The organism is Streptomyces sp. NBC_00996, from assembly GCF_045162675.1.
Classification (GTDB): domain Bacteria; phylum Actinomycetota; class Actinomycetes; order Streptomycetales; family Streptomycetaceae; genus Streptomyces.
In genome coordinates, this window is the sequence record NZ_CP108723.1 from 9,291,047 (window position 1) to 9,311,087 (window position 20,041).

The window sequence follows — 20,041 nt, forward strand, 5'->3', positions numbered from 1 at the left end:
GTGCAGATCCCACCTTTGTCCGAGCGGCGCGAACTCGCCTGTGACGTCCTCATCGTCGGCGGAGGCACCGCCGGCACGATGGCGGCGCTGACCGCGGCGGCGAACGGCGCCGACGTCCTGCTGCTGGAGAAGGCCCATGTACGTCACTCCGGGGCGCTGGCCATGGGCATGGACGGCGTGAACAACGCCGTCGTCCCGGGCAAGGCGACCCCGGAGGACTACGTCGCCGACATCACCCTCGCCAACGACGGCATCGTCAACCAGCGCACCATCTACGAGACCGCGACCCGTGGCTTCGGCATGGTGCAGCGCCTGGAGGGCTACGGCGTCAAGTTCGAGAAGGACGAGCACAACGAGTACGCCGTGCGCAAGGTGCACCGCTCGGGAAGCTACGTGCTCCCGATGCCCGAGGGCCGTGACGTGAAGAAGGTCCTGTACCGCACTCTGCGTGCCCGTCACGTGCGTTCCCGGGTCACCATCGAGAACCGGATCATGCCGGTACGGGTGCTCACCGAGGACGGCCACGCCATCGGAGCCGTCGGCTTCGACACCCGCAGCGGGGAGTTCGTCACCATCTCCGCCGGCGCGGTGATCCTGGCCGCCGGGGCCTGCGGACGCCTGGGCCTGCCCGCCAGCGGCTACCTGTACGGCACGTACGAGAACCCGACCAACGCCGGCGACGGCTACGCGATGGCCTATCACGCCGGCGCGGAGCTGTCCGGCATCGAGTGCTTCCAGATCAACCCGCTCATCAAGGATTACAACGGCCCCGCCTGCGCCTACGTCGCCAACCCCTTCGGCGGCTACCAGGTCAACGCCGACGGCAACCGCTTCGTGGACTGCGACTACTGGTCGGGCCAGATGATGGCGGAGGTCAAGCGGGAACTGGACAGCGCACGCGGCCCCGTCTACCTGAAGCTGAGCCACCTGCCCGACGCCACGATCAGCCAGATCGAGGGCATCCTGCACACCACCGAACGCCCCACCCGCGGCACCTTCCACGCCGGACGCGGGCACGACTACCGCACCCGGGACGTCGAGATGCACATCTCCGAGATCGGACTGTGCAGCGGGCACTCGGCCTCCGGCGTGTGGGTGGACGAACACGCGGCGACCACGGTTCCCGGGCTGTACGCGGCCGGAGACATGGCCTGCGTGCCCCACAACTACATGATCGGCGCCTTCGTCTACGGCGACATCGCGGGCGAGCACGCCGCCGCCTTCGCCGCCTCGGCCGGGCGTCCCGCGTTGCCCGAGGACCAGATCGCCGCGGCCCACGAACTGGTCTACCGTCCACTGTCCAACCCGGACGGTCCCCCTCAGCCGCAGGTGGAGTACAAGCTCCGCCGCTTCGTCAACGACTATCTCCAACCCCCCAAGACCGAGCGCTATCTGACCCTCGGTCTCGAGGCGTTCGACCGGATGCGCCGTGAGATCGCCGGCATGGGGGCCCACACCCCGCACGAGCTCATGCGCTGTGCCGAAGTCACCTTCATCCGGGACTGCGCCGAGATGGCCGCCCGGGCGTCGCTGACCCGTACCGAGAGCCGCTGGGGCCTGTACCACCAGCGCGCCGACCGGCCCGAGCAGGACGACGCCACCTGGTTCCGTCACCTCAACCTGCGCAAGAGCCCCGGCGGGGAGATGGAGACGCTCACCCGCCCCGTGGCGCCGTACATCGTCCCGGTTCCCGGCTTCGTCCGCCCGGACGGGGTGGCCGACGTGCCCGCACCGGCCGGTGCCGATCTCGCGGCGGTGTGGGGATGACAACGGGTACGCAGGGCCATCAGGCGGGTACGCAGGGCTCCCGTCGCATCCTCGCGCTCCTGGAGCTCGCCGAGGAGTCCCCGACCACCGATGAACTCGCCGAGTTCCTGACCGACCCCGACGCCGGCGTGCGGCGCACGGCGCTGACCGTGCTCAGCGAGGCGGCCGAGGAGTGGAACGAGCCCTCGGCGGTGTTCGCGACGGCCCTGCTGGACCCGGACGCGGCGGTGCGCCGTACAGCCGTCGAACTGCTGAGCGAACTGCGCGAGGTGCTGGTGATCGGCGAGCGGTTCACCCGAGCCCTGCGCGAGGCGAGCCGGTCCGAGGACGCCGGTGTCCGCGTCGCCGCCGTGGGCGCCCTGTGGCGCCACCGGCTGTGCACCACCGAAGAGTTGGCGGCGCTGCTGCCCGACTCCGTGGAGACCGTCCGCTGCGAGGTGGTGCTCGGGCTCGTCTCGCTGGACGCGCTGGATGCGTTGGGCGAGGCCGCCGCCGACCCGGCACCGGCGGTACGGCTGGCCGTCGCCAGGGGGCTGGGATCGGTCGGCGACCCCCGCGGGGCCACCACCCTGACCGTGCTGGCCGAGGACGCCGACGTCCTGGTCCGGGCCGCGGCCCTGTCGGCCATGGCCCACACCGGCTGCGCCGAACAGGCCGCGGCCGTGGCCACCGCCGCGCTGACCGACCCCGCTTGGCAGGTCCGTCAGGGAGCGGCCGCCGCGCTGTCCGTGGCGGACCCGCAGGAGGCGGTCGCCCCGCTGATCACCGCAACCCGCGACACCAATCTCGACGTCCGCAAGGCGGCGGTCCGGGCCCTCGGCTCCCGGCTGCCGGGCCGCCCCGAGATCCGGGCGGCCCTGGAAGCGGCCATGGACGACGCGGACGCCGACGTCCGTGCCTACGCCCGCATGAGCCTTGCCGCTTCCGACGCCGAGTGATGCCGGTGGCTCCGGCCGCTGGACACCCACGAACCCCATGGACCCCACGGACCAACAGATGCCTGAGAACGACCCGTTGAAGGAGATCCCAGATGGCGCAAGCAGCTAACCGGGTGGACGTACCCGTCACGATCGACGAATCCAAGTGCATCGACGGATGCACGCTCTGCGTGGACATGTGCCCGCTCGACTCCCTGGCCATCCACCCCGATACCGGCAAGGCGTACATGCACGTCGACGAATGCTGGTACTGCGGACCCTGCGCCGCCCGCTGCCCGGTCGACGCGGTAACGGTCGACATCCCCTTCCTGCTGCGCTGAGGCGGAGACTATGAGAACTTCTGCCACTCTCGCGGTCCTCACCGTTCTCGGTCTCGGGGCCGCCGCCTGCGGAACCGAGACCGGCTCGGGCTCCTCCACCGTCGTCGTCACCATCGGCTACCAGTCCAAGACCATCAACACCGTCACCGCCGGCACGCTCCTGCGCGACCGCGGCACTTTCGAAGCCAAGCTCCGAACTCTCGGCAAGGCGAAGGGCATCCAGTACAAGGTGGTCTGGAAGGACTTCCCGTCCGGCCCGCCGCTGACCGCGCAGATGATCGGCGACAAGGTCGACATCGGGTCCATGGGCGACTACCCGCTCCTGGTCAACGGGTCGAAGAGCGCCCCGTACTCCGACGCAGCGTCCGAGATGGTCGCCGTCACGGGCTACAACCTGCGCGGATCGCTCAACCAGGTTGTCGTGCCCACCGGTTCCTCCGCCAAGACCCTCGCCGACCTGCGCGGCAAGGTCGTCTCCACCAGCATCGGCTCCGCCGGGCACGGCATGCTCGTCAAGGCGCTGGACAAGAACGGCATGAGCCCGGACGACGTCAAGCTGCTCAACCAGGACCCGTCGGTCGGCGCCTCCGCGCTGGAGGGCAAGCAGGTGGCCGCGCTCTCCCAGTTCGTGCCCTGGCCGCAACTGATGGTCTTCCGGGGGCAGGGCCGGCTGCTCTACGACGGCGGAAGCAACGGCGTCGCGACCCTGCACGCCGTCGTTACCCGCTCGTCCTTTGCCAAGGCGCACCCCGAGGTGATGCGCGCCTTCCTTGAGGCCCAGCGGGACACCACCAACTACCTCAACCGCCACCCGCTCGCCGCCGCCGAGCGGGTCTCCAAGATCACCGGCATCGACCCCGAGGTGATCTACCTCTACAACGGACCGAACGGCCTGGTCTCCTTCGACCCGACGATCAAGAAGCCCCTGGTCGACGCCCTTGCCACCGACCTGCCGTTCCTCAAGGACCTCGGCTCCGTCAAGTCCCTGGATCTGAAGAAGTTCGTCAACGACACCTACTTGCGCCAGGTCTACGGCTCCTCCTACGCCGCCGCCACCGCGAAGCTGACCAACCCGGACCGGCTCAGCGGCCAGGACCCGGTCTGCCACACCGCGGTGGACGACCCGCGCACTGCGTCCGAGGTGTGGTTCAAGGGCGCGACCTCGACCAAGGTCGCCGCCACCCCGACCTGCCTGCTGAAGCAGATCGCCGCCCACCACGGCGGCGTCCGAGCCGCCTACGTGCCGGACACCGAGACCGGCACCCGGATCTTCGCGGGCTCCGCGACCTGGGTGCTCGACCCGGCGAAGAGCGCCAACTCCCGGCTGCTGCCCTTCGCGGTGACCACCGACGCGGACTCCTACCTGGCGGGCCACAAGGGCGCCCGCGAACTGGAATACGCCGCGGCACTCGCCGCTGCCTGAGAGAGCGGAGGAAGAGGACCCATGACAACGACTCCCGTCTCCACCCAACCTCTGACCGACACCGGTGCCCCGGCGGCCGTACCGCCCCGTCCCCGCAACGGACTGCGCAGCGCCCTCCGCCCGCGCACACCGGCCGGCGGATGGCTGCGTCGGCCGGCCGCCGTCGCCCTGGCCGCGCTTCCGCTGGCCGCCGCCGTGCTGCTCTGGTACCTGCTCACCGCCAACGACGTCGTGCTGTGGCTGCGCTTCGACAAGCTCCCCGGCCCCGTCGAGGTGTACGACACCCTGCGGATCCAACTCGCCTCCGGCACCTACTACCTGGACCTGCTGGCCAGCCTGCGCCGCATCCTGATCGGCTTCGGGCTCGCCGCGGTGAGCGGCGTGGCCATCGGCATCGCGGTGGGCCGCTCCCGTCTCGTCCAGGCACTGGTACGGCCGCTCATCGAGGTCGCCCGCCCGATTCCCGCGATCGCGCTGGTGCCCCTGGCGATCCTGATGTTTCCCACCGGGGAACAGGGCATCGTCTTCATCACCTTCTTCGCGGCCTTCTTCCCGGTCGTGGTGAGCACCATCCACGCGATGAAGACCCTGCCCAAGGTGTGGGAGGAGGCGGCCCGGACCATGGGCGCCGGCCGGGTGTCCGTGCTTGCGCACGTGATCCTCCCCGGGGCCATGCCCGGCATCTTCTCGGGGCTGTCCGTCTCGATGGGCGTCGCCTGGATCTGCGTGATCAGCGCCGAGATGATCTCCGGTCAGTTCGGCATCGGCTACTACACCTGGCAGTCGTACGGACTGCTCGACTACGCGGGTGTCGTCGTCGGCATGCTGTCGATCGGGATCCTGGGCTGGGGAACCGCCTGGCTCGTGGAACGGCTCGGATCCCGCATCAACCGCTGGCTGCCGAGGGCCGCCCGGTGAGCGCCGGGGCGAGGATCCGGCTGGAGGGGCTGCGGCTCGCCTTCGGCGACATGCCGGCCGCCGACGTCGACCTCGACGTGGAGCCGGGAGAGATCGTGGTCCTGCTCGGCCCGTCCGGCTGCGGGAAGTCGACCATCCTGCGCGCGCTGGCCGGGCTGCTGCAGCCGGTCGCCGGACGCGCCGAGGTCGATGGGAAGCTCGTGGGCGGGACCGACGCGCCCTGCGCGATGGTCTTCCAGGAGGACGCGCTGCTGCCCTGGCGCTCTGCCGTACGCAATGTGGAGTACGCCCTGAAACTGCGCGGCGTACCGCGCAGAGAACGACGCCGACAGGCAGAGGACCTGCTGGCCCAGGTCGGACTCGAGGGTTTCTCCGACCACCTGCCCGGCCAGCTGTCGGGCGGCATGAGGCAACGCGTCCAACTCGCCCGGACCCTGGCCACCCGCCCACAAGTGATGCTGATGGACGAGCCGTTCGGCGCGCTCGACGCCCAGACCCGCTCGGAGATGCAGCAACTGCTGATTTCCGTCTGGCAGCAGTACGAGACCACGATCCTGTTCGTCACCCACGACGTCGACGAGGCGCTGCTGCTGGCCGACCGCATCGTGCTGCTCACCCCACGCCCCGCCAAAGTCAGCAAGGTCGTCGACATTCCCAACCCGCGACGACCCGGCGCGCAGTTCGAGCCCGAATTCACCCGTCGCCGCTACGAGATCCTCGCCTCGATGGGCGAGGCCCCGGCCCCCACCGCCGCTGCTCTCTCGATCGACAGTGCCTGAACCTGCCTGCCCGGATCGCTCACCGAACCACCTCACCGCAAAAGGAGTGACCTCGTCATGACCTACGTCATCGGGGCCGCGTGTGTCGACGTCATGGACCGCGCCTGCGTCGACGAATGCCCGGCGGACTGCATCTACGTCGGGGAGCGCATGGCCTACATCAACCCCGAGGAATGCATCGACTGCAGTGCCTGCGAACCTGTATGCCCGGTCGAGGCGATCACCATGGAGGACGAAGTCCCGCCGGAGCAGGCCGCGTTCGTTGCGGAGAACGCGGGCTTCTTCACCTCGGTGCTGCCCGGACGGGCCGAGCCGCTGGGCACGCCCGGCGGTGCGGAGACACTCGGACCGATCGGCGTCGACACGCCCTTCGTCCAGAGCTACACCCGACCATGAGCGGCCCGGTGACCGCCGCGGGTGCCCTCCGCTCCGCCGGTACGGTGCTGGCGGCGCGGACCTCCCCTGACGCGGCGGTGCTCGTGGTCTCCCTCCGCGGCGGTCACTGGCCCTACTCCTGCGGACTGGCCAGTACGGTCCGCAGCCTCGCCCCCCGCCTCGCGGCCGGCGGCGCCGAAGTGCTGCTGCTGGCCGCGGAGACTCCCAAAGCGCGGGAGGCGATCGCCGCGGTCTGGCGGCTGCCCTTCCGGTGGCTGCCCGAGACGGCGGTGGAGACGGTCGCCCGGCAACTGGACGCGTGGGACGAGGCGTCGGGCCGGACACTCGACGGCCTCGGCCTGCTCGGCCCGGACGGCGACTGGATCCTGCGCCAGGATTTCGACGACCTCGGCAACACCGGCTCGCCCGAGGCCGTCCTCACAGCACTGCGGGGGGCCGAGCTGCGGCCCCTCCCGGCCCTGCCACCCGCCGGGCCGGCACTCTCGGAGTCTGCCGGCTCGACGGCCCGGCGGTTCGGTGGTGCAGCGCCGTCGGCGTCCCTCGGTCCGGTGACCTGGCCGTCCGCTGGGCCAGCGGTGTCGGCGTGCGCCGGTCCGGCATCGGCGGCCGGCCAGTCGGAGGGGGAGTCCGCCCGAGTGGCCGTCCGTGATCCCGGGCACGTCGCCGAGGTCCTTCGCCGGGCGCTGGCCGGAGCGGACGGCCTGGCACGGAGCCTGCCGCCGTCGTCACCTGCCGCCGCCACAGCGGAACGGACCCGGCTCCGCCTCGCGCTGTACCTGCGCGCCGTGCAGGACCTCGTACCAGCACCGGGCTCGGCCCGAGCTCTGCCTGGCTGACCGCTTCCTGGTCCGGCGTCCGGTACGGCCGGCCATGCCCGGGATACCGCGCCCGCCCCCCCCGTACCCCCGCGCCCTGAGTTCGTCCGGCTCGAGTGAGCAGGACGAGAGGCCGCTGGCCTGCCGTCCCCTGCCCCGGTGCCCCACGCTCGCGAGCCACCCGCCACCTGCCGCCGCGGACAGCAGACGTCACCCCGGGCACCGCGCGACAGCGGTATCCATGCGAAGGAGCAAGCAGCACCATGACCGACACCCACGACAACCCCGCCACCCGTACTCCCGGAACCGCTCCCGCCACCCGGACCGAGCGGCTCGACCGCGTGGTCATCCGGTTCGCGGGGGACTCCGGCGACGGCATGCAACTCGCCGGGGACCGTTTCACCTCGGCGGCGGCGGCCTTCGGGAACGACCTGGCCACGCTGCCGAACTTTCCGGCGGAGATCCGCGCCCCGCAGGGCACCATCCCCGGCGTCTCCTCCTTCCAGGTGCACTTCGCCGACTACGACATCCTCACCGCAGGCGACCGCCCGGACGTGCTGGTGGCGATGAACCCGGCCGCGCTGAAGGCCAACCTCGCCGACCTGCCGCCCGGCGGGACGCTGATCGTGAACACCGACGAGTTCACGCCGCGGAACCTGGCCCGTGCCGGATACGCCTCGAACCCGCTGGAGGACCTGGAGGACGACGCCGCGTCCTCCTACCAGGTGCACCAGGTGGCCATGGCGACACTGACCCGCGGCGCCCTGTCCGCCACCGGCCTGGGCAAGAAGGACGCGGAGCGGGCGAAGAACATGTTCGCCCTCGGCCTGCTCTCCTGGATGTACCACCGGCCGACGCAGGGGACCGAGCGGTTCCTGCGGAAGAAGTTCGCGCGGAGACCCGACATCGCCGAGGCGAACGTCCTGGCGTTCCGGGCCGGTTGGAACTACGGCGAGACCACCGAGTCGTTCGCCGTGACGTTCGAGGTCGCCCCGGCGACGACGCTGCCGCCGGGCGAGTACCGGCAGATCACCGGCAACACGGCCCTGGCGTACGGCGTCGTCGCCGCCGGGGTCAGGTCCGGACTGCCGGTCGTGCTGGGAAGTTACCCCATCACCCCGGCCAGCGACATCCTGCACGAACTGTCCCGGCACAAGAACTTCGGCGTGATCACCCTGCAGGCGGAGGACGAGATCGCCGCCGTCGGCGCCGCCCTCGGCGCGGCGTTCGGTGGAGCACTGGGCGTCACCACCACCTCCGGCCCCGGCCTCGCCCTCAAGAGCGAGACCATCGGCCTGGCCGTGATGACGGAACTGCCACTGCTGGTGATCGACGTACAGCGCGGCGGACCGTCCACCGGACTGCCCACCAAGACCGAGCAGGCAGACCTGCTCCAGGCCATGTTCGGCCGCAACGGCGAGTCCCCGGTGCCGGTCCTCGCCCCCTCCACCCCGGCGGACTGCTTCGACACCGCGCTCGACGCGGCCCGGATCGCCCTCGCCTACCGAACCCCGGTGCTGCTGCTGTCCGACGGACACATCGCCAACGGATCGGAACCCTGGCTCGTACCCGATGCCGCTCAACTTCCCGATCTCAGCGTCCAGTTCACCACCGAACCCAACGCTCCCGACGGATCCGGGGGCTTCTGGGGCTACCTGCGCGACCCGGAGACCCTCGCCCGGCCCTGGGCGGTACCCGGCACCCCCGGTCTCGAACACCGCATCGGCGGCCTTGAGAAGGCCGACGGCACCGGCGACATCTCCTACGACCCGGACAACCACGACCGCATGGTGCGGCTGCGCCAGGCCAAGGTCGACGGCATCACTGTGCCGGACACGCAGGTTGACGATCCGTCCGGGAAGGCCGGGGTTCTCGTGGTGGGCTGGGGTTCCTCGTACGGGCCGATCGGCGCCGCGGTACGCCGCGTCCGCAGGACCGGCCGTGCCGTCGCCCACCTGCACCTGCGTCACCTCAACCCCTTCCCGGCGAACCTGGGCGAGGTCCTCTCCCGCTACGAGCGGGTCGTCGTCCCCGAGCTGAACCTCGGCCAGCTCGCGACGCTGCTGCGGGCGAGATATCTGACCGACGTGGTGTCGTACACGAAGGTCGCCGGTCTGCCGTTCGGGGCGGAGGAACTGCAAGGGGTGCTCACCGACGTGATCGAAGGAGTCCGGACATGACCACCACTGACCTCGGCCTGCCCCGTCCCCATGGGCCGGGCCCTGGCCTGCCCGGCCCCGATGTGCCGGACCTCGGCCTGCCGACCGGCCTCGGCGGCCAGGCCCTGGTACCGGCCTCCGACATCAAGCTCGCGCCGAAGGACTTCAAGTCCGACCAGGAGGTGCGCTGGTGCCCCGGCTGCGGTGACTACGCGGTACTGGCCGCCGTTCAGGGCTTCATGCCCCGGCTGGGCCTGGCCCGCGAGAACATCGTCTTCGTCTCGGGCATCGGCTGCTCCAGCCGGTTCCCCTACTACATGAACACCTACGGCATGCACTCCATCCATGGCCGCGCCCCCGCCATCGCCACCGGCCTGGCCGTAGCCCGCCCCGACCTGTCCGTGTGGGTGGTCACCGGCGACGGCGACGCCCTGTCCATCGGCGGCAACCACCTCATCCACGCCCTGCGCCGCAACGTCAACCTCAAGATCCTGCTGTTCAACAACCGGATCTACGGCCTCACCAAGGGCCAGTACAGCCCCACCTCCGAGACCGGCAAGGTCACGAAATCCACGCCGGTCGGCTCGGTCGACGCCCCCTTCAACCCCGTCTCGCTCGCCCTGGGCGCCGAAGCCACCTTCGTGGCCCGCGTCCTGGACTCCGACCGCGCGGGACTCACCGAAGTGCTCACGGCCGCCGCCGAGCACCGGGGCACCGCGCTCGTGGAGATCTACCAGAACTGCCCGATCTTCAACGACGGGGCCTTCGAGATGCTCCGGCAGCCGGGACAGAAGGAGCGGCGCATCGTCCCCCTGCGCCACGGTGAACCGATCCGTTTCGGCGCCGAAGGCGAGTACGGCGTGAGCCGTACCGGCTCGGGCGGCCTCACCACCACCAAGGTCGCCGAGGCCGGCGAGGAGACCCTGGTGGCGCACGACGCCACGTGCGAGGACCCGACCCCCGCCTTCGCCCTGTCGCGGCTGTCCGCCCAGGACCTCACCCACTGCGTCACCGGCGTCTTCCGCTCCGTCAGCCGCCCTGCCTACGACGACCAGGTGCGCGCCCAGACCGACCGCGCCCGGTCCGCCGCCCCAGCCGACCTCCAGGCGCTGCTCACTGGGAAGGACACCTGGACCGTCACCGGCTGAGACCTGCCGCCCCGCCGCCACTGCCACGCACCACCACCGGATTGCGAGCTCCCATGACAACGACCACCCCGTCCCCGGCACTCACACCCGCCGTCGCCGACATCCACCAGGCCCTGGCGGGGGTCCTCGACCCGGAGATCCACCGGCCGATCACCGACCTCGGGATGGTCAAGGACGTCACGGTCGGCCCCGACGGCACCGTCACGGTCGGCATCTATCTGACGGTCTCCGGCTGCCCGCTCAGGGACCGGATCACCGCGGACACCACCGCAGCCGTGTCCGCGCTGCCCGGCGTGCGCACAGTGCGCGTCGAACTCGACGTCATGAACGACGAGCAGCGCACCGAACTCCGCCGAAGCCTGCGGGGCGACGCGACGGAACCGGCCATCCCGTTCGCCGAACCCGGCTCACTGACCAGGGTGTACTGCGTGGCCTCCGGCAAGGGCGGGGTCGGCAAGTCCAGCGTCACGGTGAACCTGGCCGCGGCGATGGCCGACCGCGGCCTGTCGGTGGGCGTGCTGGACGCCGACATCTACGGCCACTCGGTCCCGCGGATGCTGGGCGCCGGGACCGGTCCCACACAGGTCGAAAAGATGATCATGCCGCCACGCGCCAACGGCGTGAAGGTGATCTCCATCGGAATGTTCACCCCGGGCAACGCCCCCGTGGTCTGGCGCGGTCCGATGCTGCACCGCGCACTGCGCCAGTTCCTCGCCGACGTCTACTGGGGCGACCTGGACGTCCTCCTCCTCGACCTGCCGCCGGGCACCGGCGACATCGCGATCTCAGTCGCCCAACTGCTTCCCCACGCGGAACTCCTGGTGGTGACCACCCCGCAGTCCGCCGCCGCCGAGGTCGCCGAGCGGGCCGGCGCCATCGCCCTGCAGACGGGCCAGCGAGTGGCCGGCGTGGTGGAGAACATGTCCTGGCTCCTGATGCCGGACGGCTCACGCACCGAACTCTTCGGCTCCGGCGGCGGTCAGACGGTCGCCGACTCGCTCTCCCGCAAGGTCGGCGCTCACATCCCCCTCCTCGGCCAGGTGCCTCTCGACCCCCGCCTGCGCGAAGCGGGCGACGCCGGCACCCCGCTGGTACTGAAGACCCCGCAGGCTCCAGCCGCGATGACCCTGCGCGCCATCGCCGAAAGCCTCGCCGCACGCCCACGCGGCCTGGCTGGTTGCCTGCTCCCGGTCAGCCCGTCCTAGAGCTGAGGGATACGGCGACGACGATGACCGGGGGACCGCCGCACTAACTGTGAGCGTCTTGGGGGCACCTGGCCGGCCCCGGCAGACCGTCGTCGAGAGCAAGGCCCTCGTCGTTGGCTGGCCTGCCGGCCGGACGCCGCAACTACAGGCACTGTCACCTGCGGAGGCGAGCACTTTACTGCTCAGCGCTTTTCAGACCGTTGTGCGGTCCGCGGTCGCCTCGGCCCGCCGCCGCATCATCTCCCGCTCCCGCGCTCGTCGCGCGGTGACATCCCGGATGACCGCTCCGACGTGCGCGCCGCCGCCGTTGGGAGCGGCCAGCAGCACCACGCTGAACTCGATGGACAGGGTGCTGCCGTCCGCCGCCAGCGCGGGAACTGTCAGGAGGTCGGCCTCCCCGTACTTGGTGGCTCCTCGGTCCATGGCCGTCCGAAAACCGTCCCAATGACGCTTCCTGTGCTTTTCCGGGATGATGACGTCCAGACTGCGACCGGCGACATCGGCCGCCGAGAACCCGAAGATGCGCTCCGCACCCCGGTTCCAATAGCGGATCAGTCCTTCGCCGTCGATGATCACTATGCCGTCGGGTGCCTGGGCGGCCGTTCCCAGCACCACCTCGGGATCAAGATTTTCCATGTCGCCTCCGAGCCGGGGCCATTGGTGGCGACAGTATACAGAATGCAGTGCCCGCAAGAACCCTTGCGGACAAGGGCGGTTGCCGCAGTGCGCGCTGCGGACGTCGTCGAGCGCGACAGTGAGGGCGTGGTCGAGGTCGAGGGTGAGGACGCGGTCAACGGCGACGGGTGATGTCGGAGTGCTACGCGTGTACGACCCTCGTCGAGGCGGTCGAGCTGAGCTACGACCAGGAGTGGCCCACGTGCAAACGGCGAACGGCGCGCCTCATCGTCCCGCCGCCCTGAGCGGAGGCGGGAGCCAGTGGCGGACTGAGGGCATCGGTTTTCCGGTGGGGCGCGGCCTCGCGACCGGTGCCGGCGTGTTCGCCATGCTGCAGTCGCTGATCGCGCCGGCCCTGCCGACCGTTCAGCACGCGCTGCACACCTCGCAGTCCACCGCGACCTGGGTGATGACGGCCTATCTGCTGTCCGCCTCGGTCTTCACCCCGATCCTCGGCCGGGTCGGTGACCTGATCGGCAAGAAACGCACCCTGGTCGCCGTCCTGGTGATCGTGACCATCGGCTGTCTGCTCGCCGCGCTCGCGCCGACCATCGGCGTACTGATCGTCGCCCGGGTCGTCCAGGGCATCGGCGGCGCGCTGTTCCCGCTGTCCTTCGGCATCATCCGGGACGAGTTCGCCCCGTCGCAGGTGAGCGGCAGCATCAGCAACCTGTCCGCCGTGATCGCCGCCGGCGGCGGTGTCGGCATCGTGGCGGCCGGTCCCATCGTGACCGCGCTCGACTACCGCTGGCTGTTCTGGCTCCCCGTCGGCATCGTCGCGGTCACCACACTGATCGCTCTGCGGTACGTCCCCGAGTCGCCCCGCCGGGCCGAGGGGAGCGTCAACTGGCTCGGCGCCGTCCTGCTGTCGGGCTGGCTGGTGGCTCTGCTGTTGCCGCTCAGCCAGGCGAGCCACTGGGGCTGGGGATCGGGCAGGGTGATCGCTCTGTTCGTCGCCGCCGTGGCGCTGTTCGCGCTGTGGCTGTTCGTCGAGGCGCGCTCCCACAACCCCCTGATCGATCTGCGCATCATGCGGCTGCCCGCCGTGTGGACCACGAACGCGGCCGCGCTGCTGTTCGGCGCGGGCATGTACGCGATCTGGTCCTTCCTGCCCGGCTTCGTGCAGACACCCAGCTCGGCCGGTTACGGCTTCGGCGCGAGCGTCACCGCGGCCGGACTGCTCATGCTGCCGATGCTGATCGCGATGTTCTGCTCGGGTGTGCTGAGCGGCCGGCTGGAGCCCGTCCTGGGTGCCAAGAAGCTGCTCATCGCCGGTTCCGCGCTCGGCGCGGTCGCCTGCGGCATCCTCGCCCTCTGGCACGACCAGCAGTGGCAAGTGGCCCTCGCAGCGGGTGTGTTCGGCCTCGGCATCGGACTGGCCTTCGCCTCGATGGCCAACCTGATCGTCGGCAGTGTCCCGGCCGAGCAGACCGGCGCCGCGACCGGCATGAACGCCAACATCCGTACCATCGGCGGGTCCATCGGCGCCGCGGTGACCAGCGTCCTGGTGACCGGCCGCCTCCAGCCCTCGGGCCTGCCGTACGCGTCCGGGTACACCCATGGCTTCAGCCTGCTCGCGCTGCTCTGCCTCGCCGCGGCACTGGCCGCACTGCTCGTCCCGGTCCAGCGCGCGGGCCGCATCTCCGGCACGCCCCGCGCTTCCTTCGACTCGTCCCGTACGGAGCCGAGCGCCGTCACGCCCGGGGCGCGGAGCTGAGGGGCGCGGCGGTTCCGGATCCGGAGTCCGGCCCGATCAACACCCTGCGGTGAGTGCGGCGAACTCGTCCAGGGGAGCTGCGGCGTCGGTCACGCCGTCGGTGACCGGCGCCGTCGTGCTCCTTGATGGCAACGCCCCGGGTGCGCTCCGACGCGGGTGCTGCGCCCGTGCAGCCGGGCGCCCTCCGCCGACAGCCTGCGCGCGGCCCACCGGGCCGGAGCGGATGCCCGCCCCGGCCCGGTGGGCAGTACCGCCCGTCAGCTCAGGCCGGCGGAGGACAGCCACGCCTTGGCGACGTCCAGCGGGTCCTTGCTGTCGTTCTGCACCTGGCTGTTGAGCTTGACCAGGGTTTCCGTGTCGAGCTTCGCCGAGATGCCATTGAGTACGGAAACTCCGGCAGACGAGAGACCGCTCTTGTATGCCAGCGGCGTCACATTCTCGAAGCCGAAGAGATTCTTGGGGTCCTGCAGGACCACAAACTTGTTCTTGCTGATTCCCGGGTCCGTCGTGAAAATATCCGCGGCCTGGATGTTGTTTCCCTTGAGAGCCGCGACGGTCAGCGGACCACCCGCGTCCAGCGCCTTGAAGGACTTGAATTCGAGGCCGTATACGGACTTGAGGCCCTTCAGTCCCTGCTGCCGGGTCTGGAACTCGGGCGAGCCGCCGATGACCAGGTCCTTCGCCGAGTCGGCGAGGTCCGCGATCGTCGACTTGTCCGTCAGGTTGTACTTCTTGGCCGTGGCCTCGTTGACGGCGATCGCGTCCTTGTCCTGGGCCTGGGACGGGGTCAACAGGCTGAGCTTGGCATCGAGTTTGGCCGATATGGCCTTGCTGGTCTCCTCGACGGTCGTCGGTGCCGCCTTGGCGTCGAGATAGGCGAGCAGGGCCCCGTTGTACTCGGGCAGGACCGTGATCGTACCGTTCTTGATCAGGCCGTATGTGGTCTCGCGACTGCCGATGTTCAGCTTGTAACTGACCTTGATGCCCTTGGACTTGAGGGCCTCACCATAAATGTCGGCGAGCAGGATGCTCTCGGGGAAGTTGTTCGAACCGACAACGACCGTACCGCCCTTGGCGGTGTCCCCCTTCAACGGGTCGCTCTTGCCGGAGTCGTCGGAGGAACCGCAGCCCGTCAGTGCGGCCGCGGCCACAACCAGCAGGGAAACAGCGTACGTTGCGGACGTTCTGGTGCTTCTGGCGATGGTCACGTTGGTCATCCAGACTTGGCATCGGGTGGGGCGGTGGTGGCCGGAAGGCGCGGGTGGTGACGGTCCAGACCGATCCAATCTAGCCCTGTCACGGACCGTCAAGACACGAATAGATCACCGATGGGGACCGCGCGGCTGCACCCCGTATGCGCAACGCGGCCAATATGCGCGCGAATCCGGCGTCTCCACATGCCACTTTTTGGTTGATCATGGCCGTACTCTTGCGGCAGCCGCTAATGTTGGCCGCGTCGAGGGCCCTGTTCCACTTGTCGGCCTGAGCGCGCTGTCGCGATTGCTGAACCACGCAGCCCGGGCAAGGGCTTCCACGGGGAACAACGTCGAGGAGGTTGGGTGCCCGCGCACAGAAAGGTCGCCCCGGGGCTGCCGACCACGGCTGCAGGAACAGGCCGAACGCCGTCCCTCCTCGACCGTTGGCCCTTCCGCCGGAAACTAAACGTCCTGGTGATCGTGCCGCTCGTGGTCGTCTCCGTGATGCTCTCCTATGTCGTCTACGGCCAGGTCGACCGCGCCCGGTCCGCCGCCGACACCGCCCGACTCGTGCGGGACAGCGCGCAGGTGACCCAACTCATCGACGGCGTACAGACCGAGCACCGGCAGGCACTCCTGGTCTCCCTGCGCCACGAGGCCGCCCGCTCCGCCGACAGCCCGCCCGACACCTCCGCGTATCTTCAGGCGCAGCAGAAGGTCGGCTCCCAGATCGAGGCCGTCCGGTCGGTGTACGGGGACCGGCTGCCCGAAGCCGAGGTCCAGGCGCTCAAGGAGTTGGAGGGCCTGGACAGCCTCCGCAAGACCGTCGAACAGGGCCCGATACCCGCCGACAACATCGACCCCGCGTACGGATCGGTGATCGAGGGACTCATCAACGGCCTCGGCCTCGGCCGGTCGGGGAGCGAGTCCTCGTCGTCCGCGGGCAATCTGCTCGATGCGCTGCTGCGTGCCGACACGGCCCACGCGTCGTTCGAGACCAGCGTCTTCGCGGCCCGCACCCGGGACCCCAACGCGCTCATCGAGTTCACCGGAGCGGTCGGCGACTACGACCAGTACACCTACCAGGCCGAGCGGTTCACCCGGTTCGCCACTCAGGAACAGGGCAGCGATCTCGCCGAGATCGAACACAGCCCGTACCAGAGCGTCATCTCCCAGCACTGGGCCGCGCTCCGGGTCGACCCCGGCGCTCTGGTCGCCGCGAGCTCGGCGCAGCTGCGTGCCGCGCTCGACGACGCGCTGACGGCCGACCCCACCTACGAGCGCCAGGCCCAGAACCGGCTGAAGATCGTCCAGGGGCTCATCGACGAGATCGCCGCCGACACCCAGGGTGCCTCGAACAGCGCCTGGTGGCAGGTGGCTTGGCTGATCGCCGGCACCCTGCTCGCCTTCGGCGCCTGGCTGCTGTTCTCGGTGCTGATGCGCCGCTCCGTGGTGCGGACCGTGCGGAGCCTCACCACGGCGGCCCAGCATGTGGCCACCGCGGCTCAGACCGAGCTGGCCCGGGTCGCCGACGACGACGCCGACGACGCGAGCCCGCCGCGCCTCGAAGCCGTGCCCGTACCGGTGCGCGACGAGATCGGTGAACTCGCCGAAGCCTTCAACCAGGTTCAGGTCACCGCCACCGCCCTGCTGGAGCGCCAGGTCATCAGCCGCCGCAACATCGCCGAGATGTTCGGCAACGTCGGCCGCCGCGTCAGCAACCTGACCGCACGTCAACTCGCGCTGATCGACTCGGTGGAGCGCGGCGAGACCGACCCCGAGGTACTGGACCGGCTCTACCGCATCGACCACATCGCCGTACGTCTGCAGCGCAACGCCGACAGCCTGATGCTGCTCGCCGGGATCAGCGAGACGGGCCTGAACACCGAACCCATGCGGCTCAGCAACATCGTGCGCGCTGCGCTGGGCCAGATCGAGGGCTACCAGCGTGTCACTCCGCACGCCGAGGGCGATGTCACCGTCGCCCCCGACATCGTCGGCGATCTGACGCTGATGCTCGCCGAACTGCTGGAGAACGCGGTGATGTTCTCCCCTGCGACCAGCGGCGTCGAGGTGGTCCTGCGCCCCCGGCACGGAACCGGCGGTGCCCTCGTCGAGATCATCGACCACGGGCTCGGAATGAGCCCGGAGCGGCTGGCGGAGGAGAACGCCCGCCTGATCCGCCGCGAACGGCTCGACCTGGCGCCGACGGAGGTCCTCGGCCTGTTCGTGGTCGGCGGACTGTCCCGGCGCTGGGGCATCGAAGTCGTCCTGTCCCGCACCCCGGGCGGTGGCGTCACCGCCACCGTTGCCGTCCCCTCGTCGCAGCTCCTGCTCACCGATCCGGCACAGTCCGCGGCCCGGGCCCCGCACATCCTGCCGCCCGCCCGTCATTCCGCCGGGAGCGAGCCGCGCCACGCGAGGGTCGAGTCCCCGCCCGGCCCCTCGGGCCTGCCCCGCAGGATTCCCGCACGCTCCCGGGGCGAGGATTCCCCCGGCCACGCCCGTCGCACGGAGGCCGCGCGGGGCACGGTCGGCGAGGACGTGATGGCCCACCCGGCGGGCGGACCCGGCGGGTCCCGGCCCCGGCAGGGCGGCAACCCGGGAACTTCCGTGCCGAATACGGGCGTCGGGTCGCGTCAGGCAGCCGGGCGCGGTACGGCCCCGGGTGCGGCCGACGGGTTCGGTTCGCGGTCCGGCAGTGCAGCGGACCCCCGCTCCGGACCGGCGGCTCCCGCGCGACCCGGCGACGCCGGTCCGCTGCGGCGCCGGGTGCGCGGTGCGACCCTGTCGGCCACCACCGCGTCGAGCCGGCTGCCCGAACGGACCGTCACGAACAAGCCGCGGCCGCCCGCCTGGCAGCCCACGGACGCGGAGGCGGCCCGATCCGAGATCGACGATTTCGAGGCCGCCGTCCGGCGGGCCCAGCGCGAGAGCGCGACCGAGGGCCGGACCACCGGGGCGACCCGACCGGGGGGCCGGCCCGGCGCCCCGACCGAATCCAGCACAGAGAACAGCAGACTCTCATCCCCGGAAGGCATGAGCAAGTGACCATGTGGACAGGCGAGCCGGAGTCCGGAGCCGTGGAACAGGTGACGGACGTGAAGGCGGCCGCTGCCGACTTCAACTGGCTGCTCAATCGATTCGCCACCGAGACGGCCGGGGTCGTCGACGTCATCGGCGTCTCCTCCGACGGACTGCTCATCGCGGTGTCCCAACTGCGCGGACAGGCGGACTCGGAGCGGCTCGCGGCGATCGTCTCCGGCATCACCAGCCTTGCCATGGGCGCGTCCGGCAACTACGGCCTCGGCGCTCTGAACAAGGTCATCATCGACTTGGAGGAGGGACACGTCCTGGTGTCGGCGCTCGGCGCGGGCGCGGTGCTCGGCGTGGTCGCCTCGAAGGAGGCGAAGCTCGGCAACATCGCGTACGAGATGACCCTCTTCGCCAACCGCGCCGGTGCCGTCCTGAGCCCGCAGCTGGTCATGGAGCTCAAGAACACCGTGGGCATCGCCCCGACCGGTTGACGCCCGACGGGGCGTCACATGACCGGTGACGGTCCGCGAAGCGAAGGGGGAGGACGTGATGACGGCCGGCGAGCCATCAGCCACCGACGACGCAGGGTGGGGAGTGGAGACCCCCGCGTCCGTCGTCCGGCCCTTCCTGCTGACCGCGGGGAGGATCGCCGGCGGCGACAGTCTCGTACCGCCGATCCCGATCGAGACCCAGGTGGTCGCGACCGATCTGGGGCTGGCCGCGCTCGACGCCTTCGTCTTCGAACAGCACCGCGACATCATCACGGTCTGCCGCCGGCCGCAGTCGCTGGCGGAGATCGCGGCGAAACTGCGGATGCACTTGAATGTGATCCGGGTGCTCGCCGACGATCTGCGTGCCGACGGTCAACTGGCCTTGTACGCACCGCAGGCCGATTCCGCCCGCGATGCCACCGTATTGCGAAGGGTTATCGATGGTCTCCGAGCTATCCCCGACTCCCGGGGCGCGATCCGTGAGGGCTGACGCCGAGGGGCCCCGGCCACCGCTGCCGGTGAAGATGGTGATCGCCGGCGGCTTCGGCGTGGGCAAGACGACCACGGTCGGCGCCATATCCGAAATCGAGCCGCTGACCACCGAGGCGTCCATCACCTCGGTCGCGGCGGGTGTCGACGACCTCACGCACACCCCGGAGAAGATGACGACGACCGTCGCCATGGACTTCGGCTGCGTCACCCTCGATCCGACACTGAAGCTCTATCTGTTCGGGACGCCCGGTCAGGAGAGGTTCGGGTTCATGTGGGACGACCTCGTCGAGGGCGCGCTCGGCGGGCTCGTCATCGTCGACACCCGCCGGCTCGACGACTGCTACGCGGCCGTCGACTACTTCGAGCACCGCGAGATCCCCTTCGCGGTGGCCGTCAACGCCTTCGACGGCAAGGTCGAACACGATCTGGACGACGTACGGTGGGCCCTCGACGTCGCCGACCACGTGCCCCTCACCGTCTTCGACGCACGCGAACGCGGCTCCGTACGCGACGCGCTGCTCGTCGTTCTCGAACACGCCCTGGCCACCGCCGAGCGGTGAAGGGGG

17 protein-coding genes and 1 pseudogene are annotated in these 20,041 nt (G+C 70.3%); 16 read left to right on the top strand and 2 right to left on the bottom strand.

All coding sequences use genetic code 11. The features are described from left to right. The 10 genes and pseudogenes from OG390_RS43000 to OG390_RS43045 all read left to right on the top strand — a co-directional run bounded on the left by OG390_RS43000 (position 1) and on the right by OG390_RS43045 (position 11,868). Positions 1 to 2,705 (top strand): annotated as a pseudogene (locus OG390_RS43000) (fumarate reductase/succinate dehydrogenase flavoprotein subunit). 92 nt (positions 2,706 to 2,797) lie between these two features. Beyond that, entirely contained in the window at positions 2,798 to 3,025 is a 228-nt protein-coding gene (locus tag OG390_RS43005) for a ferredoxin family protein (protein WP_175436735.1), read from the top strand. Between the two features lie 10 nt (positions 3,026 to 3,035). After that, positions 3,036 to 4,448, top strand: a complete 1,413-nt coding sequence (locus OG390_RS43010) for an ABC transporter substrate-binding protein (RefSeq protein WP_406175570.1) — start codon at positions 3,036 to 3,038, stop codon at positions 4,446 to 4,448. A 21-nt stretch (positions 4,449 to 4,469) separates the two neighbouring features. Then, positions 4,470 to 5,366 (top strand): ABC transporter permease, encoded by an 897-nt coding sequence (locus OG390_RS43015; protein ID WP_406175572.1) that lies wholly within the window; start codon positions 4,470 to 4,472, stop codon positions 5,364 to 5,366. Continuing rightward, entirely contained in the window at positions 5,363 to 6,145 is a 783-nt protein-coding gene (locus tag OG390_RS43020) for an ABC transporter ATP-binding protein (RefSeq protein ID WP_406175574.1), read from the top strand. Before OG390_RS43015 ends, OG390_RS43020 begins: the two co-directional genes overlap by 4 nt. A 57-nt stretch (positions 6,146 to 6,202) precedes the next feature. Continuing rightward, positions 6,203 to 6,541: a ferredoxin gene (gene fdxA, locus OG390_RS43025; RefSeq protein ID WP_406175576.1), complete on the top strand. Its 339-nt coding sequence runs from the start codon at positions 6,203 to 6,205 to the stop codon at positions 6,539 to 6,541. Beyond that, positions 6,538 to 7,377, top strand: coding sequence for a hypothetical protein (locus tag OG390_RS43030; RefSeq protein WP_406175577.1), 840 nt, complete (start codon positions 6,538 to 6,540; stop codon positions 7,375 to 7,377). Before fdxA ends, OG390_RS43030 begins: the two co-directional genes overlap by 4 nt. A 242-nt stretch (positions 7,378 to 7,619) precedes the next feature. Continuing rightward, positions 7,620 to 9,536: a 2-oxoacid:acceptor oxidoreductase subunit alpha gene (locus OG390_RS43035; protein ID WP_406175579.1), complete on the top strand. Its 1,917-nt coding sequence runs from the start codon at positions 7,620 to 7,622 to the stop codon at positions 9,534 to 9,536. Beyond that, positions 9,533 to 10,663, top strand: a complete 1,131-nt coding sequence (locus OG390_RS43040) for a 2-oxoacid:ferredoxin oxidoreductase subunit beta (RefSeq protein ID WP_406175580.1) — start codon at positions 9,533 to 9,535, stop codon at positions 10,661 to 10,663. Before OG390_RS43035 ends, OG390_RS43040 begins: the two co-directional genes overlap by 4 nt. Before the next feature lie 53 nt (positions 10,664 to 10,716). After that, the gene (locus OG390_RS43045; RefSeq protein ID WP_406175581.1) at positions 10,717 to 11,868 is read left to right on the top strand and encodes an Mrp/NBP35 family ATP-binding protein; all 1,152 of its coding nucleotides are present in this window, start codon (positions 10,717 to 10,719) and stop codon (positions 11,866 to 11,868) included. 192 nt (positions 11,869 to 12,060) lie between these two features. Here OG390_RS43045 and OG390_RS43050 read toward each other — a convergent pair whose 3' ends face one another. Next, a complete protein-coding gene (locus tag OG390_RS43050) occupies positions 12,061 to 12,504 on the bottom strand; it encodes a PAS domain-containing protein (RefSeq protein ID WP_406175583.1) in 444 nt (147 codons plus the stop codon). Positions 12,505 to 12,546: 42 nt separating this feature from the next. Here OG390_RS43050 and OG390_RS43055 point away from each other — a divergent pair, with 42 nt between their 5' ends. Together OG390_RS43055 and OG390_RS43060 are read left to right on the top strand one after the other, a co-directional pair. Further along, a complete protein-coding gene (locus tag OG390_RS43055; protein WP_406175585.1) occupies positions 12,547 to 12,675 on the top strand; it encodes a hypothetical protein in 129 nt (42 codons plus the stop codon). A gap of 157 nt (positions 12,676 to 12,832) precedes the next feature. Then, positions 12,833 to 14,260 carry an MFS transporter gene (locus OG390_RS43060; protein WP_406178208.1) on the top strand — a complete coding sequence of 476 codons (1,428 nt, stop codon included), beginning with the start codon at positions 12,833 to 12,835 and terminating at the stop codon, positions 14,258 to 14,260. Positions 14,261 to 14,517: 257 nt separating this feature from the next. On the opposite strand, the gene OG390_RS43065 is transcribed toward OG390_RS43060, so the two are convergent. Then, on the bottom strand, positions 14,518 to 15,477 hold the full coding sequence (locus tag OG390_RS43065; RefSeq protein ID WP_406175586.1) for an ABC transporter substrate-binding protein: 960 nt from the start codon (positions 15,475 to 15,477) through the stop codon (positions 14,518 to 14,520). A gap of 342 nt (positions 15,478 to 15,819) precedes the next feature. On the opposite strand from OG390_RS43065, the gene OG390_RS43070 reads away from it, so the two are divergent. The 4 genes from OG390_RS43070 to OG390_RS43085 are packed head-to-tail and all read left to right on the top strand — an operon-like array spanning position 15,820 to position 20,035. Continuing rightward, on the top strand, positions 15,820 to 18,507 hold the full coding sequence (locus OG390_RS43070) for an ATP-binding protein (RefSeq protein WP_406175588.1): 2,688 nt from the start codon (positions 15,820 to 15,822) through the stop codon (positions 18,505 to 18,507). Positions 18,508 to 18,509: 2 nt separating this feature from the next. Next, positions 18,510 to 18,983 carry a roadblock/LC7 domain-containing protein gene (locus OG390_RS43075; protein ID WP_399090928.1) on the top strand — a complete coding sequence of 158 codons (474 nt, stop codon included), beginning with the start codon at positions 18,510 to 18,512 and terminating at the stop codon, positions 18,981 to 18,983. Between the two features lie 58 nt (positions 18,984 to 19,041). Further along, complete coding sequence (locus OG390_RS43080; protein WP_406178210.1) at positions 19,042 to 19,473, top strand: DUF742 domain-containing protein; 432 nt, start codon at positions 19,042 to 19,044, stop codon at positions 19,471 to 19,473. Then, entirely contained in the window at positions 19,424 to 20,035 is a 612-nt protein-coding gene (locus OG390_RS43085; RefSeq protein ID WP_399090845.1) for a GTP-binding protein, read from the top strand. Before OG390_RS43080 ends, OG390_RS43085 begins: the two co-directional genes overlap by 50 nt. Positions 20,036 to 20,041: the final 6 nt, after the last annotated feature.

Coding starts and splice junctions, on each gene's coding strand:
- OG390_RS43035 (WP_406175579.1), top strand. CDS start 7,620: ATGACCGACACCCACGACAACCCCGCCACCCGTACTCCCGGAACCGCT.
- OG390_RS43050 (WP_406175583.1), bottom strand. CDS start 12,504: ATGGAAAATCTTGATCCCGAGGTGGTGCTGGGAACGGCCGCCCAGGCA.
- OG390_RS43010 (WP_406175570.1), top strand. CDS start 3,036: ATGAGAACTTCTGCCACTCTCGCGGTCCTCACCGTTCTCGGTCTCGGG.
- OG390_RS43040 (WP_406175580.1), top strand. CDS start 9,533: ATGACCACCACTGACCTCGGCCTGCCCCGTCCCCATGGGCCGGGCCCT.
- OG390_RS43085 (WP_399090845.1), top strand. CDS start 19,424: ATGGTCTCCGAGCTATCCCCGACTCCCGGGGCGCGATCCGTGAGGGCT.
- OG390_RS43005 (WP_175436735.1), top strand. CDS start 2,798: ATGGCGCAAGCAGCTAACCGGGTGGACGTACCCGTCACGATCGACGAA.
- OG390_RS43015 (WP_406175572.1), top strand. CDS start 4,470: ATGACAACGACTCCCGTCTCCACCCAACCTCTGACCGACACCGGTGCC.
- OG390_RS43065 (WP_406175586.1), bottom strand. CDS start 15,477: ATGACCAACGTGACCATCGCCAGAAGCACCAGAACGTCCGCAACGTAC.
- OG390_RS43075 (WP_399090928.1), top strand. CDS start 18,510: ATGTGGACAGGCGAGCCGGAGTCCGGAGCCGTGGAACAGGTGACGGAC.
- OG390_RS43055 (WP_406175585.1), top strand. CDS start 12,547: ATGCAGTGCCCGCAAGAACCCTTGCGGACAAGGGCGGTTGCCGCAGTG.
- OG390_RS43045 (WP_406175581.1), top strand. CDS start 10,717: ATGACAACGACCACCCCGTCCCCGGCACTCACACCCGCCGTCGCCGAC.
- fdxA (WP_406175576.1), top strand. CDS start 6,203: ATGACCTACGTCATCGGGGCCGCGTGTGTCGACGTCATGGACCGCGCC.
- OG390_RS43030 (WP_406175577.1), top strand. CDS start 6,538: ATGAGCGGCCCGGTGACCGCCGCGGGTGCCCTCCGCTCCGCCGGTACG.
- OG390_RS43080 (WP_406178210.1), top strand. CDS start 19,042: ATGACGGCCGGCGAGCCATCAGCCACCGACGACGCAGGGTGGGGAGTG.